The sequence below is a fragment of the Tatumella morbirosei genome, from assembly GCF_000757425.2.
Lineage (GTDB): Bacteria > Pseudomonadota > Gammaproteobacteria > Enterobacterales > Enterobacteriaceae > Tatumella > Tatumella morbirosei.
In genome coordinates, this window is sequence record NZ_JPKR02000004.1 from 667516 (window position 1) to 687039 (window position 19524).

Consider the following 19524-nt stretch of genomic DNA (forward strand, 5'->3'; position numbering starts at 1 on the left):
GGTTGTTTGTAGGGTGAGGAATGAACTGATTGAAATTAAGATAAAAAAAGAGGCTGCCAGGGCAGCCTCTGCATTGATTATATTGTTACAGACTATTTGTGCTCAACATGAGCAGTATTTTCATCGGTGGTTTTAGTCTTTCCAAACCGGCGACGTACTACCACAAAGAATACCGGCACCAGGAATATAGCCAGACAGGTTGCCGTTACCATGCCACCGATAACCCCGGTACCCACAGCATTTTGCGAGCCGGAACCTGCACCGGTACTGATAGCCAGAGGCAGTACCCCAAGAATAAAGGCCAGTGAGGTCATCAGAATCGGTCGCAGACGCATACGGACAGCTTCCAGCGTAGATTCCACTAAACCTTTGCCTTCTTTGTCCATCAGGTCTTTGGCAAACTCGACAATCAGTATGGCGTTTTTCGCAGAGAGTCCGATGGTGGTTAACAGACCAACGACGAAGTAAACGTCATTACTCAGGCCTCGCAGGGTGGTAAACAGTAACGCACCGATAATACCCAGTGGAACCACCAGCATAACCGAGAACGGAATTGACCAGCTTTCATACAGAGCCGCCAGACACAGGAATACCACAATCAGCGAAATGGCATATAACGCAGGTGCCTGGTTTCCTGACATTCGTTCCTGGTAAGACATGCCTGTCCATTCATAGCCGATACCCGCCGGAAGTTTAGACGCCAGTTGTTCCATCAGCGCCATCGCTTCCCCGGAGCTTCTGCCTGGTGCAGGTTGCCCAAGAATCTCCATTGACGGTAAACCGTTATAACGTTCAAGACGTGGTGAACCGTATTGCCATTTTGCCGAAGAGAATGCCGAGAAAGGCACCATCGTTCCGCTGCTGTTGCGGACATACCATTTGTTAATATCGCTTGGCAACATACGATCCACAGCTTTGCCCATCACATAAACTTTCTTCACACGACCGCGGTCGATGAAGTCGTTAACGTAACTACCGCCCCAGCTGGCGCCGATGGTGGTATTGATGTCTGAAATAGACACGCCCAGCGCGTTAGCTTTTTCCTGATCGATGATCAGTTTGTACTGAGGTGTATCTTCCATGCCATTAGGGCGAACGCCAACCAGCACATCAGGATGCTGCGCAGCCATTCCCAGTAACTGGTTACGGGCTGCAAGCAATTTCTCATGGCCAAGGTTACCCTGATCAATCAGCTCGAAGTCAAAACCAGTGGCATTACCTAACTCAATAATTGCCGGCAGGTTAAACGGAATAACAAAGGCATCTTTAATCTGACCTAATGCGGCCATAGCCCTTCCGGCAATTGCCGGTACTTTGTTATTACTGCCAGAACGTTCATCCCAAGGTTTCAGACTGACGAATGCAATACCGGTGTTCTGTCCACGCCCCGAGAAACCAAAGCCGTTTACCGTAAACACAGACTGAACGTTGTCTTTTTCTTTGGTCAGGAAGTAATCCGTAATCTGGTCCATTACCTTCTGGGTACGCTGTTGGGTAGCGCCGGCAGGCAGCTGTGCCTGTGCCAGTAACAGACCCTGATCTTCATCCGGTAAGAATGAGGTAGGCAGTTTGGCAAACAGCCACACCATCCCCACTACGATAACCAGGTAAATCACCAGATAGCGTCCGGTACGACGGATAATGTGACTGACACTGTTGACGTAGTGGTTAGTACTCTTATCGAAAATCCGGTTAAACCAGCCAAAGAAACCCTTATCTTTGGCATGATCGCCCGGCTTAATCGGTTTCAGAATGGTTGAACACAGTGCCGGTGTCAGAATTAATGCCACCAGAACCGACAGCCCCATCGCCGAAACGATAGTTATAGAGAACTGACGATAAATAACCCCGGTAGACCCACCAAAGAAGGCCATGGGGATAAATACTGCGGACAATACCAGGGCTATCCCGACCAGTGCGCCCTGAATCTGTTCCATAGAACGTTTAGTGGCTTCTTTTGGCGGTAGATTTTCCTCCACCATGACACGTTCGACGTTTTCTACCACCACGATGGCATCATCCACCAACAGACCGATAGCCAGTATCAGCCCGAACATCGTCAGGGTGTTTATCGAATAACCGAAAGCATCCAGTATGGCAAAAGTTCCCAGCAACACCACCGGCACCGCAATGGTCGGAATCAGTGTGGCACGGAAATTCTGCAGGAACAGATACATCACCAGGAACACCAGCACAATCGCTTCGAACAGTGTTTTAACTACTTCGAAAATAGAGATTTTGACAAACGGAGTGGTGTCATACGGATAAACGACTTTCAGCCCATGTGGGAAGAAAGGTTGTAGTTTAGTCAGCTCCGCCTTCACTGCAGCGGCAGTATCCAGGGCATTCGCCCCTGTGGCGAGTTTGATCCCCAGACCTGCGGCAGGTTTTCCGTTATAACGGGCAATCACTTCATAGTTTTCACCGCCCAGAGCCACAGTAGCGACATCACCCAGAGTGACCTGAGAGCCATCCGGATTCACTTTCAGCAGGATTTTCTTAAATTCATCCGGCGAGGTCAGACGGGTCTGAGCAATGATGGATGCGTTTAACTGCTGGCCCGGTGCCGGAGGTGAACCCCCTAACTGACCGGCAGCCACCTGGGCGTTCTGTGCTTTAATTGCAGCAATCACATCCACCGGGGTGAGCTGGTAATTATTCAGTTTGGCAGGATCCATCCAGATACGCATCGCGTACTGGGCACCGAACAACTGGGTATCACCTACGCCCAGGGTACGGCTGATGGGATCTTTAATATTCGAGGCGACATAGTCAGCGATATCATTCTGGTCCATGCTGCCGTCATCACTGACGAAACCCGCCACCATCAGGAAGCTGCTGGAGGATTTTTTAACACTGATCCCTTGTTGCTGAACTTCCTGGGGTAACAATGGTGTTGCCAGTTGCAGTTTGTTTTGCACCTGAACCTGAGCGATATCGGCGTTAGTACCGGCCGCAAAGGTCAGTGTTAACTGCAGTGTCCCGGAAGAGTCACTACTGGAAGACATATACAGTAAACCATCAATCCCGTTCATATTTTGTTCTATGACCTGGGTGACGGAATCCTGAAGCGTTTTTGCATCAGCGCCCGGATAGGTTGCCTGAATCTGTACCGCCGGAGGAGCAACCGCAGGGTATTGCTCAATCGGAAGGTTCAGAATCGACAACGCTCCCGCCAGCATCACGATGATGGCGAGTACCCATGCAAAAATCGGGCGATCGATAAAGAACTTAGCCATGGATCAGTGGCTCCTGTTATTACGAAGGTTTTTCTGATAATTACTGTGCATTACTGTCTGCCTGACTCTCTGCATCAGGTTTCACTTCTTCAGGGGTTACCTGAGCGCCCGGTTTCGCGCGTTGCAGCCCGACAGTAATGACTTTATCGCCATCACTCAGCCCTTTAGTCACCAGCCATTTATCCCCAATGGCCTGTTCAGCGGTTACCGTCCGAACTTCAACTTTATTGTCTGCACCGACAACCATAGCGGTGGCCTGCCCGGTCGGGGTGCGGGTAATGGCTTGTTGTGGCACCAGTAAGGCATTAGGGTTAGTTCCCTCATCCAGCCGTGCACGCACGAACATTCCGGGGAGCAGCGTATGGTCAGGATTCGGGACAATCGCCCGCAGAGTGATGGAGCCGGTGGTCTCATCAACCGTCACGTCTGAGAACTCCAGGGTTCCGGTATGGCTGAAGGTAGAACCGTTATCCAGCACTACAGCAACCTGTGCTTTACCATTGACCTGCTGTAGTTTTCCAGACGCCATTTCAGACTTCAGTCGCAGGAAATCATCGCTGGATTGAGTCACATCGACATACAGCGGATCTAACTGCTGAACAGTGGCTAAAGCAGTAGTCTGTGCACTTTGTACCAGTGCACCTTCAGTGACGGATGATTTGCCAATACGCCCGGAGATAGGTGAACTCACCTTGGTATAGGCCAGATTAATTCTGGCGGTTTCTACACTGGCTTTGGCCGACTGAACGGCTGCGTTATCCTGCGCGGCGGTCGCTACGGCGGTATCATAATCCTGCTGACTGATATATTTAGTACCCATCAGTGGTTTATAACGACGCACTGTTAATTCCGCGATGCGTGCATTAGCTTGTGCCCTGGCTAAATCGCCCAGCGCACTATCATAAGCAGCCTGATAGGTAGCAGGATCAATCTGATATAAGGACTCACCTGCTTTGATGTCACTCCCTTCAACAAAGTTCCGCTTGAGAATGATTCCGGAAACCTGTGGCCGGACTTCTGCCACCCGGTAGGCTGATGTACGTCCGGGTAATTCGGTGATGATTTTTAGCGGGGCGGTGTGCAGAGTCACCACACCAACCTGCGGAGCCTGCTGCTGTCCGGATGCCTGTGTCTTATTATTGTCACACCCGGTAAGAGCCACGCTCCCGGATAACATCAGGATGGCCGCCAGAGGTGATAATCCTCTGTTTTTTTTCATAAATAAACCTCTAATATCCGGAATTTAACTCGCTACTGTCCCAAAGGTCGTGACCTGTAGCTGTGCAAAAATACAATCCATGCTATCGTACATATATACATGAATGTATGTAAATCGGTATATGCCGGATGGCAGGGCATATACACTCTAACCCCATAAAAACAGACTTTATATGGCACGAAAAACTAAAGAGCAGGCACTGGAAACGCGAAATCAGATTATGGATGCCGCGATCCACTGCTTTTCCACCGACGGGGTGTCTTCCACCTCGTTGTCAGATATTGCAACCCGGGCTGGCGTTACACGTGGAGCGATTTACTGGCACTTCAAAAATAAAATCGACATTCTTAATGAGATCTGGCTGCAATGCGATGCACATCTGGATGAACTGGAACATAAATATCAGATTCAGTATCCGGACGACCCGCTGGCTCAGATGAAAGCACTGCTTGTTACATTGTTGCAATCGACTGTGACAGACCGCTCACGTCGGGCATTGATGGAAATTATATTCCATAAATGTGAGTTTGTCGGAGAAATGGAAACATTTCAAAAAATCCAGCAAAGCCTTTTACTTGAATGTTATCCCAAAATTGAAGCTTCTTTACATAACTGTATATGCCAAGGGCAGCTTCCCCCTAATCTCAACACCCGCCAGGCTGCCATAATAATGCGCAGTTATATCAGCGGTTTGATGGAAAACTGGTTATTTACTCCTGCAAGTTTCAACTTAGAAAAAGAAGCACCTGATTTAGTTGAAGCTTTTATTGATATGCTTCGTCTGAGTCCGGCACTGCAAAAATAGCCTGCAGACACCAGTAATGTCAGGTTCCTGGTGTCATTCCTTGTTCTTCGCTATCTCGCTTGGCGAGGTAATCCTGTCGGACAATTTCCAGCGCTTTAAGTACCAGCCGGGCTGGTAGCTGGTTCTCTTCTAAAAGCATAATTAAATCAACAGCAAGTTTAACCTCTTCAGGTGCAGATTCCAGCGACATAAAGTTAACCTGTTCTGTAAAAAAGTGATTTACCTGTATGTGCGGTAACTGCCGGGGCTTCCCATACCGCATCAGTGGCAAATTATTGTCGGGAGGGCAGGCCTTATCCTCCCGTTATCTTTCAGCGTCTGACGTGTTATGCCGCAGGAATACATGGCAGAGCCAGAATTACTCTGGTGCCGGTGAACGAACCGAGGACTGCCAGTAACTCTCCTGTAATGCGGCCCGGCAGCGAGCCAGTCGCTGTTCCAGTAAGTCCAGCTTACCGGCGATGAGTTGCTGTTCCTGTAACGTCTTTACGTGGTTCAGTCGTTGTTCCTGTGAAGAGATCATCTCACACAATCTGGACTCATAACCCCGTTGTTCCCGATACTTATTCAGCCAGTAGTCAGCGATTGTGGGTGAAACTGCGTTTCTGCTCTCCAGAGTATCCAGTTCTCGCTGCATGGCCTGGCATTGATCCAGCAGCCGTTGTGACAGCCACAGAAATTTTGGGGATTGGCCTGAGCTCATCCCTGACAACGTTGTCAGGCTGCTATTAATTTGCTCAAGATAATCCTGTAGCCGGTTGCCATTAATCGCAAATAACTGCGGATCAAAGCGTTTTTCTCTGCATACCGGGTTACCTGCCTGCTCAGCCTGTCGGCATAAATGGGCGAATAATGCCGTAAACTGACGAATCACTTTTTCTTTATTCATATATACTCGCCCGTCACTAAGAATTCTTTACCTGTCAGAAAAAAGTTTACCTGCTCTGCCTGGCGTCTACTTTGTAAACAGACTGATTGCCTACAGAGAGAAGACTGATTTATGGTAAGAACATTGATCCCGGATTGTGCACCAGTATAAATAAGCACAAGTCATGGCTCTGAGGTTGCAATTGTTTTGCAGTTTGCTTAGATTTGTCCGTTTTCGTGCGCGGTCCCTCTGATAATGACTTAGCCGGCCATGGTGATGTCACCGTGAACGGTCGGGGCTGCGTGTTACTGAGACTTCACCAGGCGTACCATTATGAGCGTAACTGAGCAACAGCTTGAATCTATTAAAAATAGCATTAAAAGTGTTCCGGACTATCCAAAACCCGGGATCCTTTTCCGTGATGTTACCGGACTGCTGGAAGATGTAAAAGCGTATTCAGCGACCATTGAAGTGCTGGTTGAACGTTATCGTGGCAAGGGCATTACCAAAGTGGTTGGGACCGAAGCACGTGGTTTTTTATTTGGTGCGCCGGTGGCGCTCGGGTTGGGTGTCGGTTTTGTCCCCGTGCGTAAACCAGGTAAGCTGCCGCGTGAAACTTACCGTGAAGAGTTTTCTCTGGAATATGGTATCGATGTGCTGGAGATGCATACCGATGCTGTAAAACCTGGCGACGTAGTGCTGGTGGTGGATGATCTGCTGGCTACCGGCGGGACCATTGAAGCGACAGTTAAGCTGATTCGTCGTGCTGGCGCCGAAGTTCATGATGCTGCCTTTGTGATCAACCTGTTTGATCTGGAAGGTGAGTCCCGTCTGCGGGCGTTAGGAATCGACTGCTTTAGCGTGGTTAATTTTCCGGGCCACTAATCAGCACAATGGTTGACGACCTTGCCCTGACCTAAATTTATAGGCAATGAGCCAGGTGGCTGATACACTAGAGTGCGCAGAGACAAGCCGGGTCAGGCTCCGTCTGCTGCCGCTATCGATTCGAGATGCAGTGTCACCTCACGGGGCGCTGCATGATGTGTTAACCCTATCCAGTGACTAAAATTCCATGAGTTATCAGGTTCTTGCGCGAAAGTGGCGACCTCAGGTTTTTGCTGATGTAGTCGGCCAACAGCATGTTTTGACCGCGCTGGCCAATGGTTTGTCATTGGGCAGACTTCATCACGCTTATCTCTTCTCCGGCACCCGGGGAGTGGGTAAAACCACTATTGCCCGGCTGCTGGCAAAAGGGCTGAACTGTGAGCAAGGGATCACTGCGACTCCCTGCGGACAGTGTGAGAACTGCCGGGAAATCGAGCAGGGCCGGTTTGTCGATCTGATTGAAATCGATGCGGCTTCCCGTACTAAAGTCGAAGATACCCGGGACCTGCTGGATAACGTTCAATATGCACCGGCCCGCGGTCGTTTTAAAGTGTATCTGATCGATGAAGTTCACATGTTATCGCGCCATAGTTTCAACGCATTGTTGAAAACACTGGAAGAGCCTCCTGAACATGTGAAATTTTTGCTGGCGACTACCGACCCGCAAAAATTACCAGTGACCATTCTTTCCCGTTGCCTGCAGTTTCATCTTAAAGCTCTGGATGTAGAACAGATCAGCCAGCAGTTAACACGGATTCTTAACAGCGAAAATATCAGTGCCGAACCGCGGGCCCTGCAGTTGTTGGCCCGTGCGGCAAATGGTAGCCTGCGTGATGGTTTAAGCCTGACAGATCAGGCGATTGCTATGGGACAGGGGGCAGTAACTACAGAGACGGTGGCAGAAATGCTGGGCACTCTGGACAGCAGCCAGCCACTGGCATTGATTGAAGCGTTGGCTGCTGGTCAGGGAGAGTCAGTGATGACTCTGTTACAACAAGCCGCCGCCCGGGGAGTAGAATGGGAATCGCTGCTGGTGGAGATGCTGCGTCTGCTGCACTGTGTCGCCATGTTGCAATTATTACCCGGTTCACTGAATGAAGAGTTTATTACCAGTGAACAGCAGTTAAGGGAACTGGCGAGAAAACTCCCGCCGGAAGAAGTGCAGCTCTACTATCAGACACTGCTGATGGGCAGAAAAGAGTTGCCACTGGCACCTGACTCTCGTATGGGCGTTGAGATGACCTTGTTGCGTGCCCTGGCTTTTCATCCCCTGGCCGTGACTGAAACAGCTCCGGCAGCAGTGCCTGCTGGCGTCCCGACCGCAATGGTTCAGCCAGCGGCGGTTGCTCCCGCGTCAGCACCTTCAGCGATCAGTGCCGCTTCATCAGAAGCCCCGGCTGATCCACCGCCGGCTATCTCCGGGACCACCAGCCAGTTACTACAGGCGCGGACTGAGCTGTTACGCCGGGGAGCCAATAGCACAAAAAAGACTGAGCCGGCGGTGCAAACCGCGCAGCCGGCACAGAATGCCCTGCAGCGACTGGCTGCGGTGACAGAGCGGGGGAGCAAAGCCCGCTCCGCACAGAGTGATGCGAAAAGTCAGCCGGAAAAGAAGGAACGTTATCGCTGGAAAACGCAACAACCTGAAGCGGAAATTGCCGAGCCGGTGACCACACCGAAGGCGCTACGTACTGCTCTGGAGCATGAAAAAACGCCGGAGCTTGCGGCCAGACTGGCAGAAGAGGCCCGACAACGCGATCCCTGGGCTGCGGAAATTGCCCGGCTAAATTTGCCTAAACTGGTGCAGCAACTGGCGCTTAACGCCTGGAAGCAACAACAAGGGCACAGCGTTTGTCTGCACCTTCGCCCGGCGCAGGGACACCTGAATTCACCTTCGGCTCGTAAAGTGCTGGAGGAAGTTTTGTCGGCTCAGGCAGGCGAAACGGTTGAACTGACCATCGAGGCAGATGATAATCCGGCTGTACTGACACCACTCGAATGGCGTCAGGCGATTTATGAAGAGAAACTGAACCAGGCGCGTCAGTCGATGGTGAATGATCCTTATATCCGGACATTGCAGAAATTATTTGATGCGGATCTGGATGAAGAAAGCATCCGACCCGTGTAATCATGCTGCAGGTCATCATCAGGATGACTGTGGCCTAAGCAGAGAGAGAGTATTATGTTTGGTAAAGGTGGTCTGGGTAACTTAATGAAGCAAGCCCAGCAAATGCAGGACAAAATGGCTCAGGTTCAGGAAGAGATCGCCGCACTGGAAGTGACTGGCGAATCCGGTGCCGGTCTGGTTAAAGTCACCATTAATGGTGCTCATAACTGCCGTCGCGTGGAAATCGATCCAAGCCTGCTGGAAGACGACAAAGAGATGCTGGAAGATCTGGTTGCTGCCGCATTTAATGATGCCGCACGCCGCATTGAAGAGACTCAGAAAGAAAAAATGGCCTCGGTTTCTGCCGGAATGCAGCTGCCTCCTGGCTTTAAGATGCCATTCTGATGCAGACAAGCCCGCTACTGGAATCTCTGATGGAATCACTGCGTTGCCTGCCCGGCGTCGGGCCTAAGTCAGCGCAGCGGATGGCGTTTCATTTGCTGCAACGGGATCGTAGTGGCGGGATGCGTCTGGCACAGGCGCTGACCCGTGCGATGTCGGAAATTGGCCACTGTTCTCATTGCCGTACTTTCACAGAACAGGAAATCTGTACTATCTGCGCGAATCCAAGGCGTCAGCAGAATGGGATTATTTGTGTGGTGGAAAGCCCCGCAGATATTCACGCAGTGGAGCAGACCGGCCAGTTTTCCGGTCGTTACTTTGTACTGATGGGGCATCTGTCCCCCTTAGACGGTATCGGCCCGGGGGATATCGGTCTGGATATTCTTGAACAGCGGTTACAGAACGAAACCATCTCAGAGGTGATTCTGGCGACTAACCCGACCATTGAAGGCGAAGCAACCGCGAATTATATTGCAGATCTTTGCCGGCAGTACTCTGTGGAGGCCAGCCGCATTGCGCATGGTGTTCCGGTGGGCGGAGAGTTGGAAATGGTGGACGGTACGACGCTGTCACATTCGCTTGCGGGTCGTCAAAAGTTTAAATATTAATCGCTTGCTGATGTTCTTCAGGAACATCAGCTTGAAATCCCCGGTTTCATCCCCATCTCATATCCCGACATTCGTTAATCCTGATTTTTTGAGGTATCAATGACAATGAAAGGACAAGAGACTCGTGGTTTCCAGTCAGAAGTAAAACAACTTCTGCAACTGATGATCCATTCGCTCTACTCAAATAAAGAGATCTTTTTGCGCGAGCTTATCTCTAACGCATCTGATGCAGCAGATAAACTTCGTTTCCGCGCCCTGTCAAATGCTGACCTGTATGAAGGCGATGGTGAGTTACGCGTTCGCTTATCAGTCGATAAGGAACAGCGCACCCTGACTCTGAGTGATAACGGCATTGGTATGAGCCGTGAGGAAGTTATTGACAACCTGGGCACCATTGCAAAGTCAGGAACCAAAGCTTTCCTTGAGTCAATGGGATCTGACCAGGTAAAAGACAGCCAGCTGATTGGTCAGTTTGGTGTCGGTTTTTACTCAGCTTTTATCGTGGCCGATAAAGTCACGGTCCGCACACGTGCTGCCGGTGCGCCTGCCGATCAGGGAGTATTCTGGGAATCGGCCGGGGAAGGTGAATATACACTGGCCGATATCGAAAAAGCCGATCGTGGAACAGAAATTACTCTGCACCTGCGCGAAGGTGAGGATGAGTTCCTCGACAGTTGGCGGGTACGTAATATCGTCAGTAAGTATTCTGACCATATTGCACTGCCGGTAGAGATCGAAACTAAAGATGAAGAGAACGAGACCACGACCTGGGAAAAAGTGAATAAAGCCCAGGCCCTGTGGACCCGAAGTAAGTCAGACATCACCGACGAAGAATACAACGATTTTTATAAGCACATCGCTCATGACTTTACCGATCCGCTGATCTGGAGTCATAACCGCGTTGAAGGTAAACAGGAATATACCAGCCTGCTGTATATCCCGGCTCAGGCCCCCTGGGATATGTGGAACCGCGATCATAAGCATGGTTTGAAACTGTATGTACAGCGCGTATTTATTATGGATGACGCCGAACAGTTTATGCCGAACTACCTACGGTTTGTCCGTGGTCTGATAGATTCTAATGACCTGCCGTTGAATGTCTCCCGTGAAATTCTGCAGGACAGCCGGGTGACCCAGAGCCTGCGCAGTGCGTTAACTAAACGTACTTTGCAAATGCTGGAGAAACTGGCAAAAGATGATGAAACCAAATATCTGCAATTCTGGAAGGCTTTTGGTCTGGCACTGAAAGAGGGGCCAGCCGAAGACCCGACCAATCTGCCGGCTATTGCAAAGCTGCTGCGATTTGCTTCAACGCATACAGACAGTTCAGAACAGACAGTAACACTGGAACAGTACATCAGCCGTATGTCTGAAGGTCAGGAAAAAATCTATTACATCACTGCTGACAGCTATGCCGCAGCGAAAAACAGCCCGCACCTGGAACTGTTCCGTAAGAAAGGGATAGAAGTCTTACTGCTGTCTGAACGTATCGATGAATGGATGATGAGCTATCTGACTGAGTTTGATGGCAAGGCCTTCCAGTCAGTCAGCAAAGCCGATGATGCCCTGGATAAACTGGCCGACGAAGAAACAGAAGAGCAGAAAGAGAGCGAGAAAGCCCTTGAACCGTTTGTTGAGCGGGTAAAAACCTTGCTCGGTGAGCGGGTGAAAGATGTGCGCCTGACGCATCGTCTGACTGATACTCCGGCCATTGTGGTGACCGATGCCGATGAAATGAGCACTCAGATGGCGAAACTGTTTGCGGCGGCGGGTCAGGAAGCGCCGGAAGTTAAATACATTTTTGAAATTAATCCTGAGCATCCATTGGTGAAACAGGCTGCAGCAACAACAGATGACAGTCGTTTTGCCGACTGGACCGAGTTATTGCTCGACCAGGCACTGTTTGCTGAACGCGGAACTCTGGAAGATCCTAACCAGTTTATCCGTCGCATGAACCAGTTGCTGCTGGGATAATCAGCTAATTTTCAGCATAAAATGCCCCGGCTTGCCGGGGTATTTTTTGGTTAACGCTGCGGAACCTAAAATTCGCATCAGTCGCACGATGGGTGATGATTTTAGGGTTATTTTGCTGCCAGATGTTGATGTTACCGATAACAAGCCGTCTTTCTGTACAGTTCCCCCATTTACCTGACTCCTGGCCGCTCCTTTCCTTGTGGATAGCGGGACATAATGTTATGTTTTTGCCCTTCAGAAAGTTTATTAAACGCGATTCGCAAGAGGTATTACGCAATGCGTATTATTTTGCTCGGTGCTCCGGGTGCAGGTAAAGGAACTCAGGCTCAGTTCATCATGGAGAAATACGGTATTCCGCAGATCTCTACCGGTGATATGTTACGTGCAGCGGTGAAAGCTGGCACGGAGCTGGGTATGCAGGCCAAAGCCATTATGGATGCGGGTAAACTGGTGACAGATGAGCTGGTCATTGCCCTGGTGAAAGAGCGCATTGCACAGGATGACTGCAAAGCCGGTTTTCTGCTGGATGGTTTCCCACGGACGATCCCTCAGGCTGATGCCATGAAAGACGCCGGAATTTCCGTGGATTATGTCCTGGAATTTGCGGTTCCTGATGAAATTATTGTCGACCGTATCGTTGGCCGTCGTGTGCATGCGCCTTCCGGGCGTGTCTACCACGTCACCTATAACCCGCCGAAGCAGGAAGGTGTGGATGATGTGACCGGTGAAGAACTGACCATCCGTAAAGATGACCAGGAAGAAACAGTACGTAAACGTCTGGTAGAATATCATCAGATGACCGCTCCGCTAATTGCTTACTACAGCAAAGAAGCCGCTGAAGGCCGTACCCGTTATCAGAAAATCGACGGTACCCGCCCTGTGGCGGATGTCAGCAAAGAGCTGGCCACTATCCTGGGTTAATCCCTGTGCGGACCGGTATTTGCCGGTTCGCTCTGCCATCAATCACAGTAATTGCTTTTCCCTTCGCCTGGATACGCTACAATAAGCCTTTCTTTGTACAAGCTTATTATCAGGGAATTACTATGAGGCAAGATAAGCCGGGTGTCCTGCTGGTGAATTTAGGCACGCCTGATGCGCCAACCTCTTCTGCGGTCAAACGCTATCTGAAGCAATTTCTTAGTGACAAACGGGTGGTGGATGTCCCGCGTTTGATTTGGTGGCCGGTACTCAACGGCGCGATTTTGCCATTACGCTCTCCACGGGTCGCCAAACTCTATGCTTCGGTATGGATGGAGGAGGGGTCACCACTGCTGGTGTTCAGTAAACGTCAACGGGATGCATTGGCAGCGAAGACAGATATGCCAGTTGCTCTCGGGATGAGCTACGGTAATCCATCGCTGGACAGTGCAGTGAACCAGTTGTTGGCACAAGGCGTGACCCGTCTGATAGTCTTGCCACTCTACCCGCAGTTCTCTTCCACCACCGTATCGGCTGTCTGGGATGCGCTGCATCAAATATTTCTGCCGGTCCGGACATTACCGGATATCCATTTTATTCGTGATTATGCGACTCATCCGGGTTACATCGCTGCCCTGAAAGCCTCAGCAGAACGTGCCTTTGCCGAACATGGTAAACCGGATGTGTTATTGCTGTCGTTCCACGGTATACCTCAGCGCTTTGCTAATGAAGGGGATGACTATCCGCAGCGTTGTGCTGAAACCACCCGCTTACTGCGTGAAGCGTTGGGAATGTCGGAACAACAACTGCTCATGACCTATCAGTCACGCTTTGGGCGTGAACCCTGGCTGACACCTTATACCGACGAAACCGTCAAATCACTGCCAGGCAAAGGTATTCGTCATATTCAGGTGATGAGTCCGGGTTTTTCTGCCGACTGTCTCGAGACTCTGGAAGAGATTAATGGCCAGAACCGCGAGTTTTTCATGCATGCAGGCGGAGAAAAGTTTGAATATATCCCGGCACTCAATGACGATGAACTGCATATTGATATGATGTTACAGCTGGTCAGCCAGTACCGATGACATAGCCGTTAATCGCAGGAATTATGCTAGAATTTGCGTTTATTCCTGCGATTAATTAAAAAAGATGAAATTCCCCGGTCAGCGTAAATCTAAACATTATTTTCCGGTCAGTGCCCGTGACCCGTTACTTCAGGCCGCTCCGGCCGATTCAGAGACCACGCCTCCGGTGGTCGGTATCGATCAAATCATGGTTGATATCGAAGCTAAAGTGGATGACAACTTTCTTGAACGTTACGGCCTGAGCCGCGGGCATTCGCTGGTGATCGACAATGATATCGCCGAGGCACTTTACCGCGAGCTGGTGGCCGGGCAACTGATTACGCACCAGTTTGCCGGAGGCACTATCGGTAACACCCTGCATAATTACTCAGTACTGGCAGACGACCGCTCGGTATTACTGGGGGTGATGTGCAGCAATATCAAAATCGGTGATTATGCTTACCGATACCTGTGTAATACCTCCAGCAAAGTTGACCTGAACTGTATGCAAGGAGTCCAGGGTTCGATTGGCCGCTGTTACACCCTGATCAGTGAGCAGGGGGAACGGACGTTTGCGATAAGCCCCGGCGATATGAATCAGCTGCACCCGGAAAGTATTCCCGAACAGCAAATTGCCGAAGCGGCTGTACTGGTACTCACCTCTTATCTGGTTCGGGCGAAAGCGGGCGAGCCCATGCCACAGGCCACCATGAAAGCGATAGAATACGCCAAAAAACATCAGGTGCCGGTGGTGCTGACTCTGGGGACGAGACATGTGATAGCCGAAAATCCACAATTCTGGCGGGACTTTTTGAGTGAACATGTTTCGATTTTGGCAATGAATGAAGATGAAGCCTGTGAGTTGACAGGAGAATCAGATCCGTTACTGGCGACAGATAAAGCACTGCAATGGGTTGACCTGGTACTCTGTACCGCCGGGCCGGCGGGCCTGTATATGGCCGGATTTACCGAAGACGCCAGCAAGCGAAAGACCAACCTGCCATTACTGCCAGGGGCTATTCCCGAGTTTAACCAGTACGAATTCAGTCGGGGAATGCGCCGCCAGGATTGCCGGCAGCCGGTAAAGATCTATTCGCATATCGCGCCTTATATGGGCGGGCCGGAAAAGATTATGAATACCAACGGCGCCGGCGACGGGGCATTGGCTGCGGTGCTGCACGATATCACGGCCAACAATTACCACCGGCAGAAAGTGCCTAATTCCGCCAAACATGCGCACCATTATCTGACGTATTCCTCGCTGGCACAGGTATGTAAATATGCCAACCGGGTCAGTTATCAGGTCCTGAATCAGCATTCGCCACGGCTAAGCCGGGGCTTACCGGAGCGGGAAGACAGTCTGGAAGAAGCCTACTGGGATCGGTGAATGCAGGCTGCCCGGAAACGGGCAGCCTTAAGTCCGGTCAGACCGGACATTGTTGGCTGAGCGGCTGCTCTTCTATCTCTGTTTCCAGGATATCCAGCATGCTGTTAGCAATTTCCCGCTCACCCATAATCACCCGGTTAGCTCCACGTTCCATAATATAGGTGACTTCGTCATCGTAATGAGCCCGGGCAATAATCGCGATATCCGGGCGTTTCTCTCTGGCCGCAGCAATGATCTCACCGGATTCATAGCCGTTAGGAATAGTCAGTAATAACCAGCGGGCACAGTCCAGCCGGGCGACGTCCATAATTTCGTGGCGTGCTGCATTTCCGGATACTGCATGAATACCCTGTTCACGGACCACCTCCACCCGGGCCCTGGTGGTTTCAATCACTACCACCGGTATCCGCAGGTGAGTCAGCTTCTGACATAACAGACTGCCCACCCGACCATAACCGACGATGACAGCATGGTTGCAGATCTCCAGTGGGACCAGAATCTCCTCTTCCTGTTGATCTGGCTGGCTGTTATCGCTTTGCTGTTCGGTTTTCATCAGGTAGCGTTCTGCCAGAGTGAACATTACCGGGTTTATCATGATCGACAGGATAGCGGCAGCCAGTACCAGATTGCGTCCGTCTTCATTCAGCAGTCCCAGAGATACCCCCAGACCTGCCAGAATAAAAGCAAATTCACCTATCTGCGCCAGACTGACCGAAATGGTCATTGCGGTGCGGCGGGTATGACCCAGCCAGGTCACCAGCAACCAGGCTGCTATAGATTTACCGAACAGTATGATGGCCAGAGCGCCGAGTACCGCCAGTGGTCGATCAATCAGAATATGTGGGTCAAACAGCATACCGACCGAGACAAAAAACAGTACCGCAAAGGCATCACGCAGTGGCAGGGTATCATGTGCTGCGCGATGGCTCAGTTCGGATTCGTTCAGCACCATCCCCGCGAAGAAAGCCCCGAGTGCGAAAGAAACATCAAAGAACTCAACAGCCCCGAAGGCAATGCCCAGCGCCAGTGCCAGAACGGCGAGGGTAAACAACTCACGTGAGCCGGTGGCGGCGCTTTTCGCCAGAATCCACGGCACTGCTCGTCGGCCAAAAACTACCATAATCACCATAAAAGCAACCACTTTGCCAATGGTAATCAGCAGGTCCCATAACAACAGGCTCAGACTGGCATTTCCCTGTTCCATCATTCCGGCGACAGCCGGCAGTAAGACCAGGGTTAGCACCATCACCAGGTCTTCGACAATCAGCCAGCCAATGGCAATCCGGCCGCGTTGACTGTCTACCAGTTGCCGCTCTTCCAGAGCTCTGAGTAACACCACCGTACTGGCGGTGGACAGACAGAGACCAAATACCAGACCGGTCATCAGATTCCAGCCGAGGGCCAAGGCGAGCCCCAGGCCAAGGAGTGTCGCGACAAAAATCTGCGCGATCGCACCGGGAATGGCAATTCCTTTCACCGACATTAAATCTTTCAGTGAGAAATGTAATCCCACGCCGAACATCAGCAGTATGACACCCAGTTCAGCCAGTTCCGGCGCGAGATTGGTATCAGCGACAAATCCGGGGGTAAACGGGCCTGCCAGCACCCCGGCCAGCAGATAGCCCACTAGCGGAGAAATTCGCAGCTTATTCGCCAGCATACCGAGCAGAAAAGCCAGCACTAACGCGCCGACAATGGTGGTTATCAGGGGAGTAGTATGGTGCATGATCTCTCCTTAACGGCATGGCAATCCTTGCTGGCCGTGAATGATGGGGCACATCAGATGCTAATCCGAAACACAGTTATTTATCCAAAATAGCAAAAATTGAACGAAAGCAGGTGAAAAATTACGCTTCTTTATAAAACCTGGGTAAATTTTCAGGGTTAACAATAAATAACAGCTTAAAATGGTGTCGCTTTGCACAGTAATACCTGGTCTGATGACGTAACAACAGGATCGTAAGCTGACAAATAGAGGCGGTTTGTTCGTTTTTATGACCCGGACGATGAATTTATTCATTCATTAATCTGGCTGACCGGTGAGAAATTGCGGTAAAGCAATTTATCCTGAATATGGAAAAGATTGCAGACCTGTTGCTATTACACTCCCGTCCACTTGCGTTGAATGTATTCTGGTCGCCGTCAGACGACCAGAACATAGCGGTTAGCGGATGCAGGGCCGGGAGCGTCGTAATCGGTTTATTGCTGCCGGAAGTTTGTCCCAACACCAGTTAAACAGATAAGTATAAGGCAGATAAAACATCAGAAAACCAATATCCAACATCAGTGCGCTGGCCGGACTGATGCTCAGCATAACTGCTGTCAGGGGCACGGCGATGACGACAAACCCTCCCTCGAAACCCACAGCCTGCAAGGTGCGGACCACCGGACCTCGTGGAGCATGCGGCGGAAAGCGGCGGTCAAAGAAGATATTAAACACCAGGTTCCATACCATCGCTGAAATCGATAGTACGATAGCGGTAATACCCATCCCGCCGATCGGCTTGTCCATGATCCATGCGGCGCCCGGGATGGTGATCAGCAACGCAAAAAACTCATAACTGACGGTGTGTAATAAACGCCCTGTGGCTGAACGGCTACGCATAATATTGGCTCCAAAAAAAGTTATGGCTATTTTCACCGCAGTCATTCGCAGGGTAAAATGAGGACATATCGTAAAAACCGATAGGTCAGAGATGCGTTATTCACCGGAATCACTTGAAGCTTTTGTACAGACTGTGGCCAGCGGTTCTTTCTCCGCCGCCGCCAGGGCATTAGGAAAAAGCCAGTCCACCATCAGTACAGCCGTTGCGCGGCTGGAAGATGATATGGGTTTTCTGTTGTTTGAGCGCAGCGGCAGACAGCCGGTGCTCACGGAAGAGGGAATACGTGCTTTGGCGCGGGTCAATGATATTCTGGCGGCCAGCCGGCGGCTGGATGATTTGTCCATCCGCATGTCGCGGGGCATTGAACCTCGTCTGACGCTGGCGATTTCCGATATCTGGCCGGCAGATCACCATGAAATATTATTGCACAGGTTCGCAGAACGTTACCCGGATATTGAGTTTGAATGTCTGGTGGCAGAAGATGATGATGTACTTGAGTTATTACAGACCGGACGAGCGCATTTAGGCGTGGTTCGTGAACAGCCGGCACTCTCACCGGAGCTTGAAGCCAGACGCTTACAGGTGCTGGTGAGGATGGGAGTCTATATCCATCACCAGCATCCAGTGGCCTCTGAGTCTCAGTTGACAACGTCTGTGCTGAAACAGATACGCCAGTTGCGGCTAAACACCTGGATCCGTCCGCCGGAAAATAAAACGTCAGGTCAGTCCTGGTCAGCGTCGTCTTATCTGTTATTAATGGATATGGCAGAGCAGGGGTTTGGATGGAGTGAACTGCCTTGCTGGATGGTGCGGCAATTTGGCCGGGGAGTACTACAGGAGCTGACGCTGCCTGGCTGGCAGCAACAAAGCCGGATGGATGTTATCTGGTCAACCCGCCATCCTCCCGGGCCCGCCGGTTACTGGATGATTGACCAGTTATGTCAGCAGAGTGATTAATCGTGCCGTGCGATATCTGCAAATGGCGCAGCAAGCAGGGCAGCAAGATCCGCAGGAGCGAGTGAAATATCCAGCCCGCGTTTCCCCCCGGAAATGTACATCGTCGGATACTCAGTCGCCCCCTGGTCAATCACCGTAGGTAAACGTTTTTTCTGCCCCAGCGGGCTGATTCCCCCCACCAGGTAACCGGTAACGCGTTGTGCAACCTGAGGATCTGCCATGTCTGCTTTTTTGGCACCCAACGCCTTTGCCACTTTCTTCAAATCCAGCTGTGTCGCCACCGGAGTCACCGCAACGGCCAGATTTTTCCCATCTCCGTTCAGTGCTACCAGCAGTGTTTTAAACACCTGTAATGGATTAAGTTGCAGTTTCCGGACCACTTCATCGCCAAAATTGGTTTCATGGCTGTCATGTTCATACTGATGAACCTGAAATTTTATTTTCTGTTTTTCCAGCAGCAGGATTGCAGGTGTCATAAATTATCC

At 50.9% G+C, this 19524-nt stretch carries 17 protein-coding genes and 1 other annotated feature; of the genes, 10 read left to right on the forward strand and 7 right to left on the reverse strand.

What is annotated here, in order from left to right:
• Positions 1 to 92 precede the first annotated feature (92 nt).
• Together HA49_RS14395 and HA49_RS14400 are read right to left on the reverse strand one after the other, a co-directional pair.
• Positions 93 to 3239 (reverse strand): efflux RND transporter permease subunit, encoded by a 3147-nt coding sequence (locus tag HA49_RS14395; protein ID WP_038018742.1) that lies wholly within the window; start codon positions 3237 to 3239, stop codon positions 93 to 95.
• Positions 3240 to 3279: 40 nt separating this feature from the next.
• The gene (locus HA49_RS14400; protein ID WP_038018745.1) at positions 3280 to 4458 is read right to left on the reverse strand and encodes an efflux RND transporter periplasmic adaptor subunit; all 1179 of its coding nucleotides are present in this window, start codon (positions 4456 to 4458) and stop codon (positions 3280 to 3282) included.
• Positions 4459 to 4630: 172 nt separating this feature from the next.
• Here HA49_RS14400 and acrR point away from each other — a divergent pair, with 172 nt between their 5' ends.
• Positions 4631 to 5263, forward strand: a complete 633-nt coding sequence (gene acrR, locus HA49_RS14405; protein ID WP_038018748.1) for a multidrug efflux transporter transcriptional repressor AcrR — start codon at positions 4631 to 4633, stop codon at positions 5261 to 5263.
• A gap of 19 nt (positions 5264 to 5282) precedes the next feature.
• On the opposite strand, the gene rsmS is transcribed toward acrR, so the two are convergent.
• Positions 5283 to 5453: a pleiotropic regulatory protein RsmS gene (rsmS, locus tag HA49_RS14410; RefSeq protein ID WP_072055949.1), complete on the reverse strand. Its 171-nt coding sequence runs from the start codon at positions 5451 to 5453 to the stop codon at positions 5283 to 5285.
• Positions 5454 to 5621: 168 nt separating this feature from the next.
• Positions 5622 to 6152, reverse strand: coding sequence for a primosomal replication protein PriC (gene priC / locus HA49_RS14415; protein ID WP_052752515.1), 531 nt, complete (start codon positions 6150 to 6152; stop codon positions 5622 to 5624).
• A 312-nt stretch (positions 6153 to 6464) separates the two neighbouring features.
• Between priC and apt the strand changes: the two genes are divergently transcribed.
• The 8 genes from apt (at position 6465) to HA49_RS14455 (ending at position 15476) form a co-directional block, all read left to right on the forward strand.
• Positions 6465 to 7016, forward strand: coding sequence for an adenine phosphoribosyltransferase (gene apt / locus HA49_RS14420; protein WP_038018754.1), 552 nt, complete (start codon positions 6465 to 6467; stop codon positions 7014 to 7016).
• 187 nt (positions 7017 to 7203) lie between these two features.
• Entirely contained in the window at positions 7204 to 9144 is a 1941-nt protein-coding gene (dnaX, locus tag HA49_RS14425) for a DNA polymerase III subunit gamma/tau (protein WP_038018757.1), read from the forward strand.
• Positions 8480 to 8541 (forward strand) — a sequence feature (DnaX frameshifting element). (Overlaps the previous gene by 62 nt.)
• Positions 9145 to 9198: 54 nt before the next feature.
• Positions 9199 to 9528 carry a YbaB/EbfC family nucleoid-associated protein gene (locus tag HA49_RS14430; RefSeq protein ID WP_038018760.1) on the forward strand — a complete coding sequence of 110 codons (330 nt, stop codon included), beginning with the start codon at positions 9199 to 9201 and terminating at the stop codon, positions 9526 to 9528.
• A complete protein-coding gene (gene recR, locus HA49_RS14435) occupies positions 9528 to 10133 on the forward strand; it encodes a recombination mediator RecR (RefSeq protein ID WP_038018762.1) in 606 nt (201 codons plus the stop codon). The genes HA49_RS14430 and recR overlap by 1 nt, the downstream gene beginning before the upstream one ends.
• 105 nt (positions 10134 to 10238) lie before the next feature.
• Positions 10239 to 12107, forward strand: coding sequence for a molecular chaperone HtpG (gene htpG, locus HA49_RS14440; RefSeq protein WP_211259072.1), 1869 nt, complete (start codon positions 10239 to 10241; stop codon positions 12105 to 12107).
• A 276-nt stretch (positions 12108 to 12383) separates the two neighbouring features.
• Complete coding sequence (adk, locus tag HA49_RS14445) at positions 12384 to 13028, forward strand: adenylate kinase (protein WP_038018768.1); 645 nt, start codon at positions 12384 to 12386, stop codon at positions 13026 to 13028.
• 122 nt (positions 13029 to 13150) lie between these two features.
• Entirely contained in the window at positions 13151 to 14110 is a 960-nt protein-coding gene (hemH, locus tag HA49_RS14450) for a ferrochelatase (RefSeq protein WP_038018771.1), read from the forward strand.
• 64 nt (positions 14111 to 14174) lie between these two features.
• Positions 14175 to 15476: an inosine/guanosine kinase gene (locus HA49_RS14455; RefSeq protein ID WP_038018774.1), complete on the forward strand. Its 1302-nt coding sequence runs from the start codon at positions 14175 to 14177 to the stop codon at positions 15474 to 15476.
• Positions 15477 to 15513: 37 nt separating this feature from the next.
• Here HA49_RS14455 and ybaL read toward each other — a convergent pair whose 3' ends face one another.
• Positions 15514 to 17202 (reverse strand): YbaL family putative K(+) efflux transporter, encoded by a 1689-nt coding sequence (ybaL, locus tag HA49_RS14460; protein ID WP_038018777.1) that lies wholly within the window; start codon positions 17200 to 17202, stop codon positions 15514 to 15516.
• A gap of 438 nt (positions 17203 to 17640) precedes the next feature.
• Positions 17641 to 18081, reverse strand: coding sequence for a PACE efflux transporter (locus HA49_RS14465; RefSeq protein ID WP_046791869.1), 441 nt, complete (start codon positions 18079 to 18081; stop codon positions 17641 to 17643).
• Positions 18082 to 18172: 91 nt separating this feature from the next.
• Here HA49_RS14465 and HA49_RS14470 point away from each other — a divergent pair, with 91 nt between their 5' ends.
• Entirely contained in the window at positions 18173 to 19039 is an 867-nt protein-coding gene (locus HA49_RS14470) for a LysR family transcriptional regulator (protein WP_038018780.1), read from the forward strand.
• On the opposite strand, the gene ybaK is transcribed toward HA49_RS14470, so the two are convergent.
• A complete protein-coding gene (ybaK, locus tag HA49_RS14475; protein WP_038018781.1) occupies positions 19036 to 19515 on the reverse strand; it encodes a Cys-tRNA(Pro)/Cys-tRNA(Cys) deacylase YbaK in 480 nt (159 codons plus the stop codon). The genes HA49_RS14470 and ybaK overlap by 4 nt on opposite strands.
• Positions 19516 to 19524 lie beyond the last annotated feature (9 nt).

Coding starts and splice junctions, on each gene's coding strand:
- HA49_RS14395 (WP_038018742.1), bottom strand. CDS start 3,239: ATGGCTAAGTTCTTTATCGATCGCCCGATTTTTGCATGGGTACTCGCC.
- HA49_RS14400 (WP_038018745.1), bottom strand. CDS start 4,458: ATGAAAAAAAACAGAGGATTATCACCTCTGGCGGCCATCCTGATGTTA.
- acrR (WP_038018748.1), top strand. CDS start 4,631: ATGGCACGAAAAACTAAAGAGCAGGCACTGGAAACGCGAAATCAGATT.
- rsmS (WP_072055949.1), bottom strand. CDS start 5,453: ATGTCGCTGGAATCTGCACCTGAAGAGGTTAAACTTGCTGTTGATTTA.
- priC (WP_052752515.1), bottom strand. CDS start 6,152: ATGAATAAAGAAAAAGTGATTCGTCAGTTTACGGCATTATTCGCCCAT.
- apt (WP_038018754.1), top strand. CDS start 6,465: ATGAGCGTAACTGAGCAACAGCTTGAATCTATTAAAAATAGCATTAAA.
- dnaX (WP_038018757.1), top strand. CDS start 7,204: ATGAGTTATCAGGTTCTTGCGCGAAAGTGGCGACCTCAGGTTTTTGCT.
- HA49_RS14430 (WP_038018760.1), top strand. CDS start 9,199: ATGTTTGGTAAAGGTGGTCTGGGTAACTTAATGAAGCAAGCCCAGCAA.
- recR (WP_038018762.1), top strand. CDS start 9,528: ATGCAGACAAGCCCGCTACTGGAATCTCTGATGGAATCACTGCGTTGC.
- htpG (WP_211259072.1), top strand. CDS start 10,239: ATGAAAGGACAAGAGACTCGTGGTTTCCAGTCAGAAGTAAAACAACTT.
- adk (WP_038018768.1), top strand. CDS start 12,384: ATGCGTATTATTTTGCTCGGTGCTCCGGGTGCAGGTAAAGGAACTCAG.
- hemH (WP_038018771.1), top strand. CDS start 13,151: ATGAGGCAAGATAAGCCGGGTGTCCTGCTGGTGAATTTAGGCACGCCT.
- HA49_RS14455 (WP_038018774.1), top strand. CDS start 14,175: ATGAAATTCCCCGGTCAGCGTAAATCTAAACATTATTTTCCGGTCAGT.
- ybaL (WP_038018777.1), bottom strand. CDS start 17,202: ATGCACCATACTACTCCCCTGATAACCACCATTGTCGGCGCGTTAGTG.
- HA49_RS14465 (WP_046791869.1), bottom strand. CDS start 18,081: ATGCGTAGCCGTTCAGCCACAGGGCGTTTATTACACACCGTCAGTTAT.
- HA49_RS14470 (WP_038018780.1), top strand. CDS start 18,173: ATGCGTTATTCACCGGAATCACTTGAAGCTTTTGTACAGACTGTGGCC.
- ybaK (WP_038018781.1), bottom strand. CDS start 19,515: ATGACACCTGCAATCCTGCTGCTGGAAAAACAGAAAATAAAATTTCAG.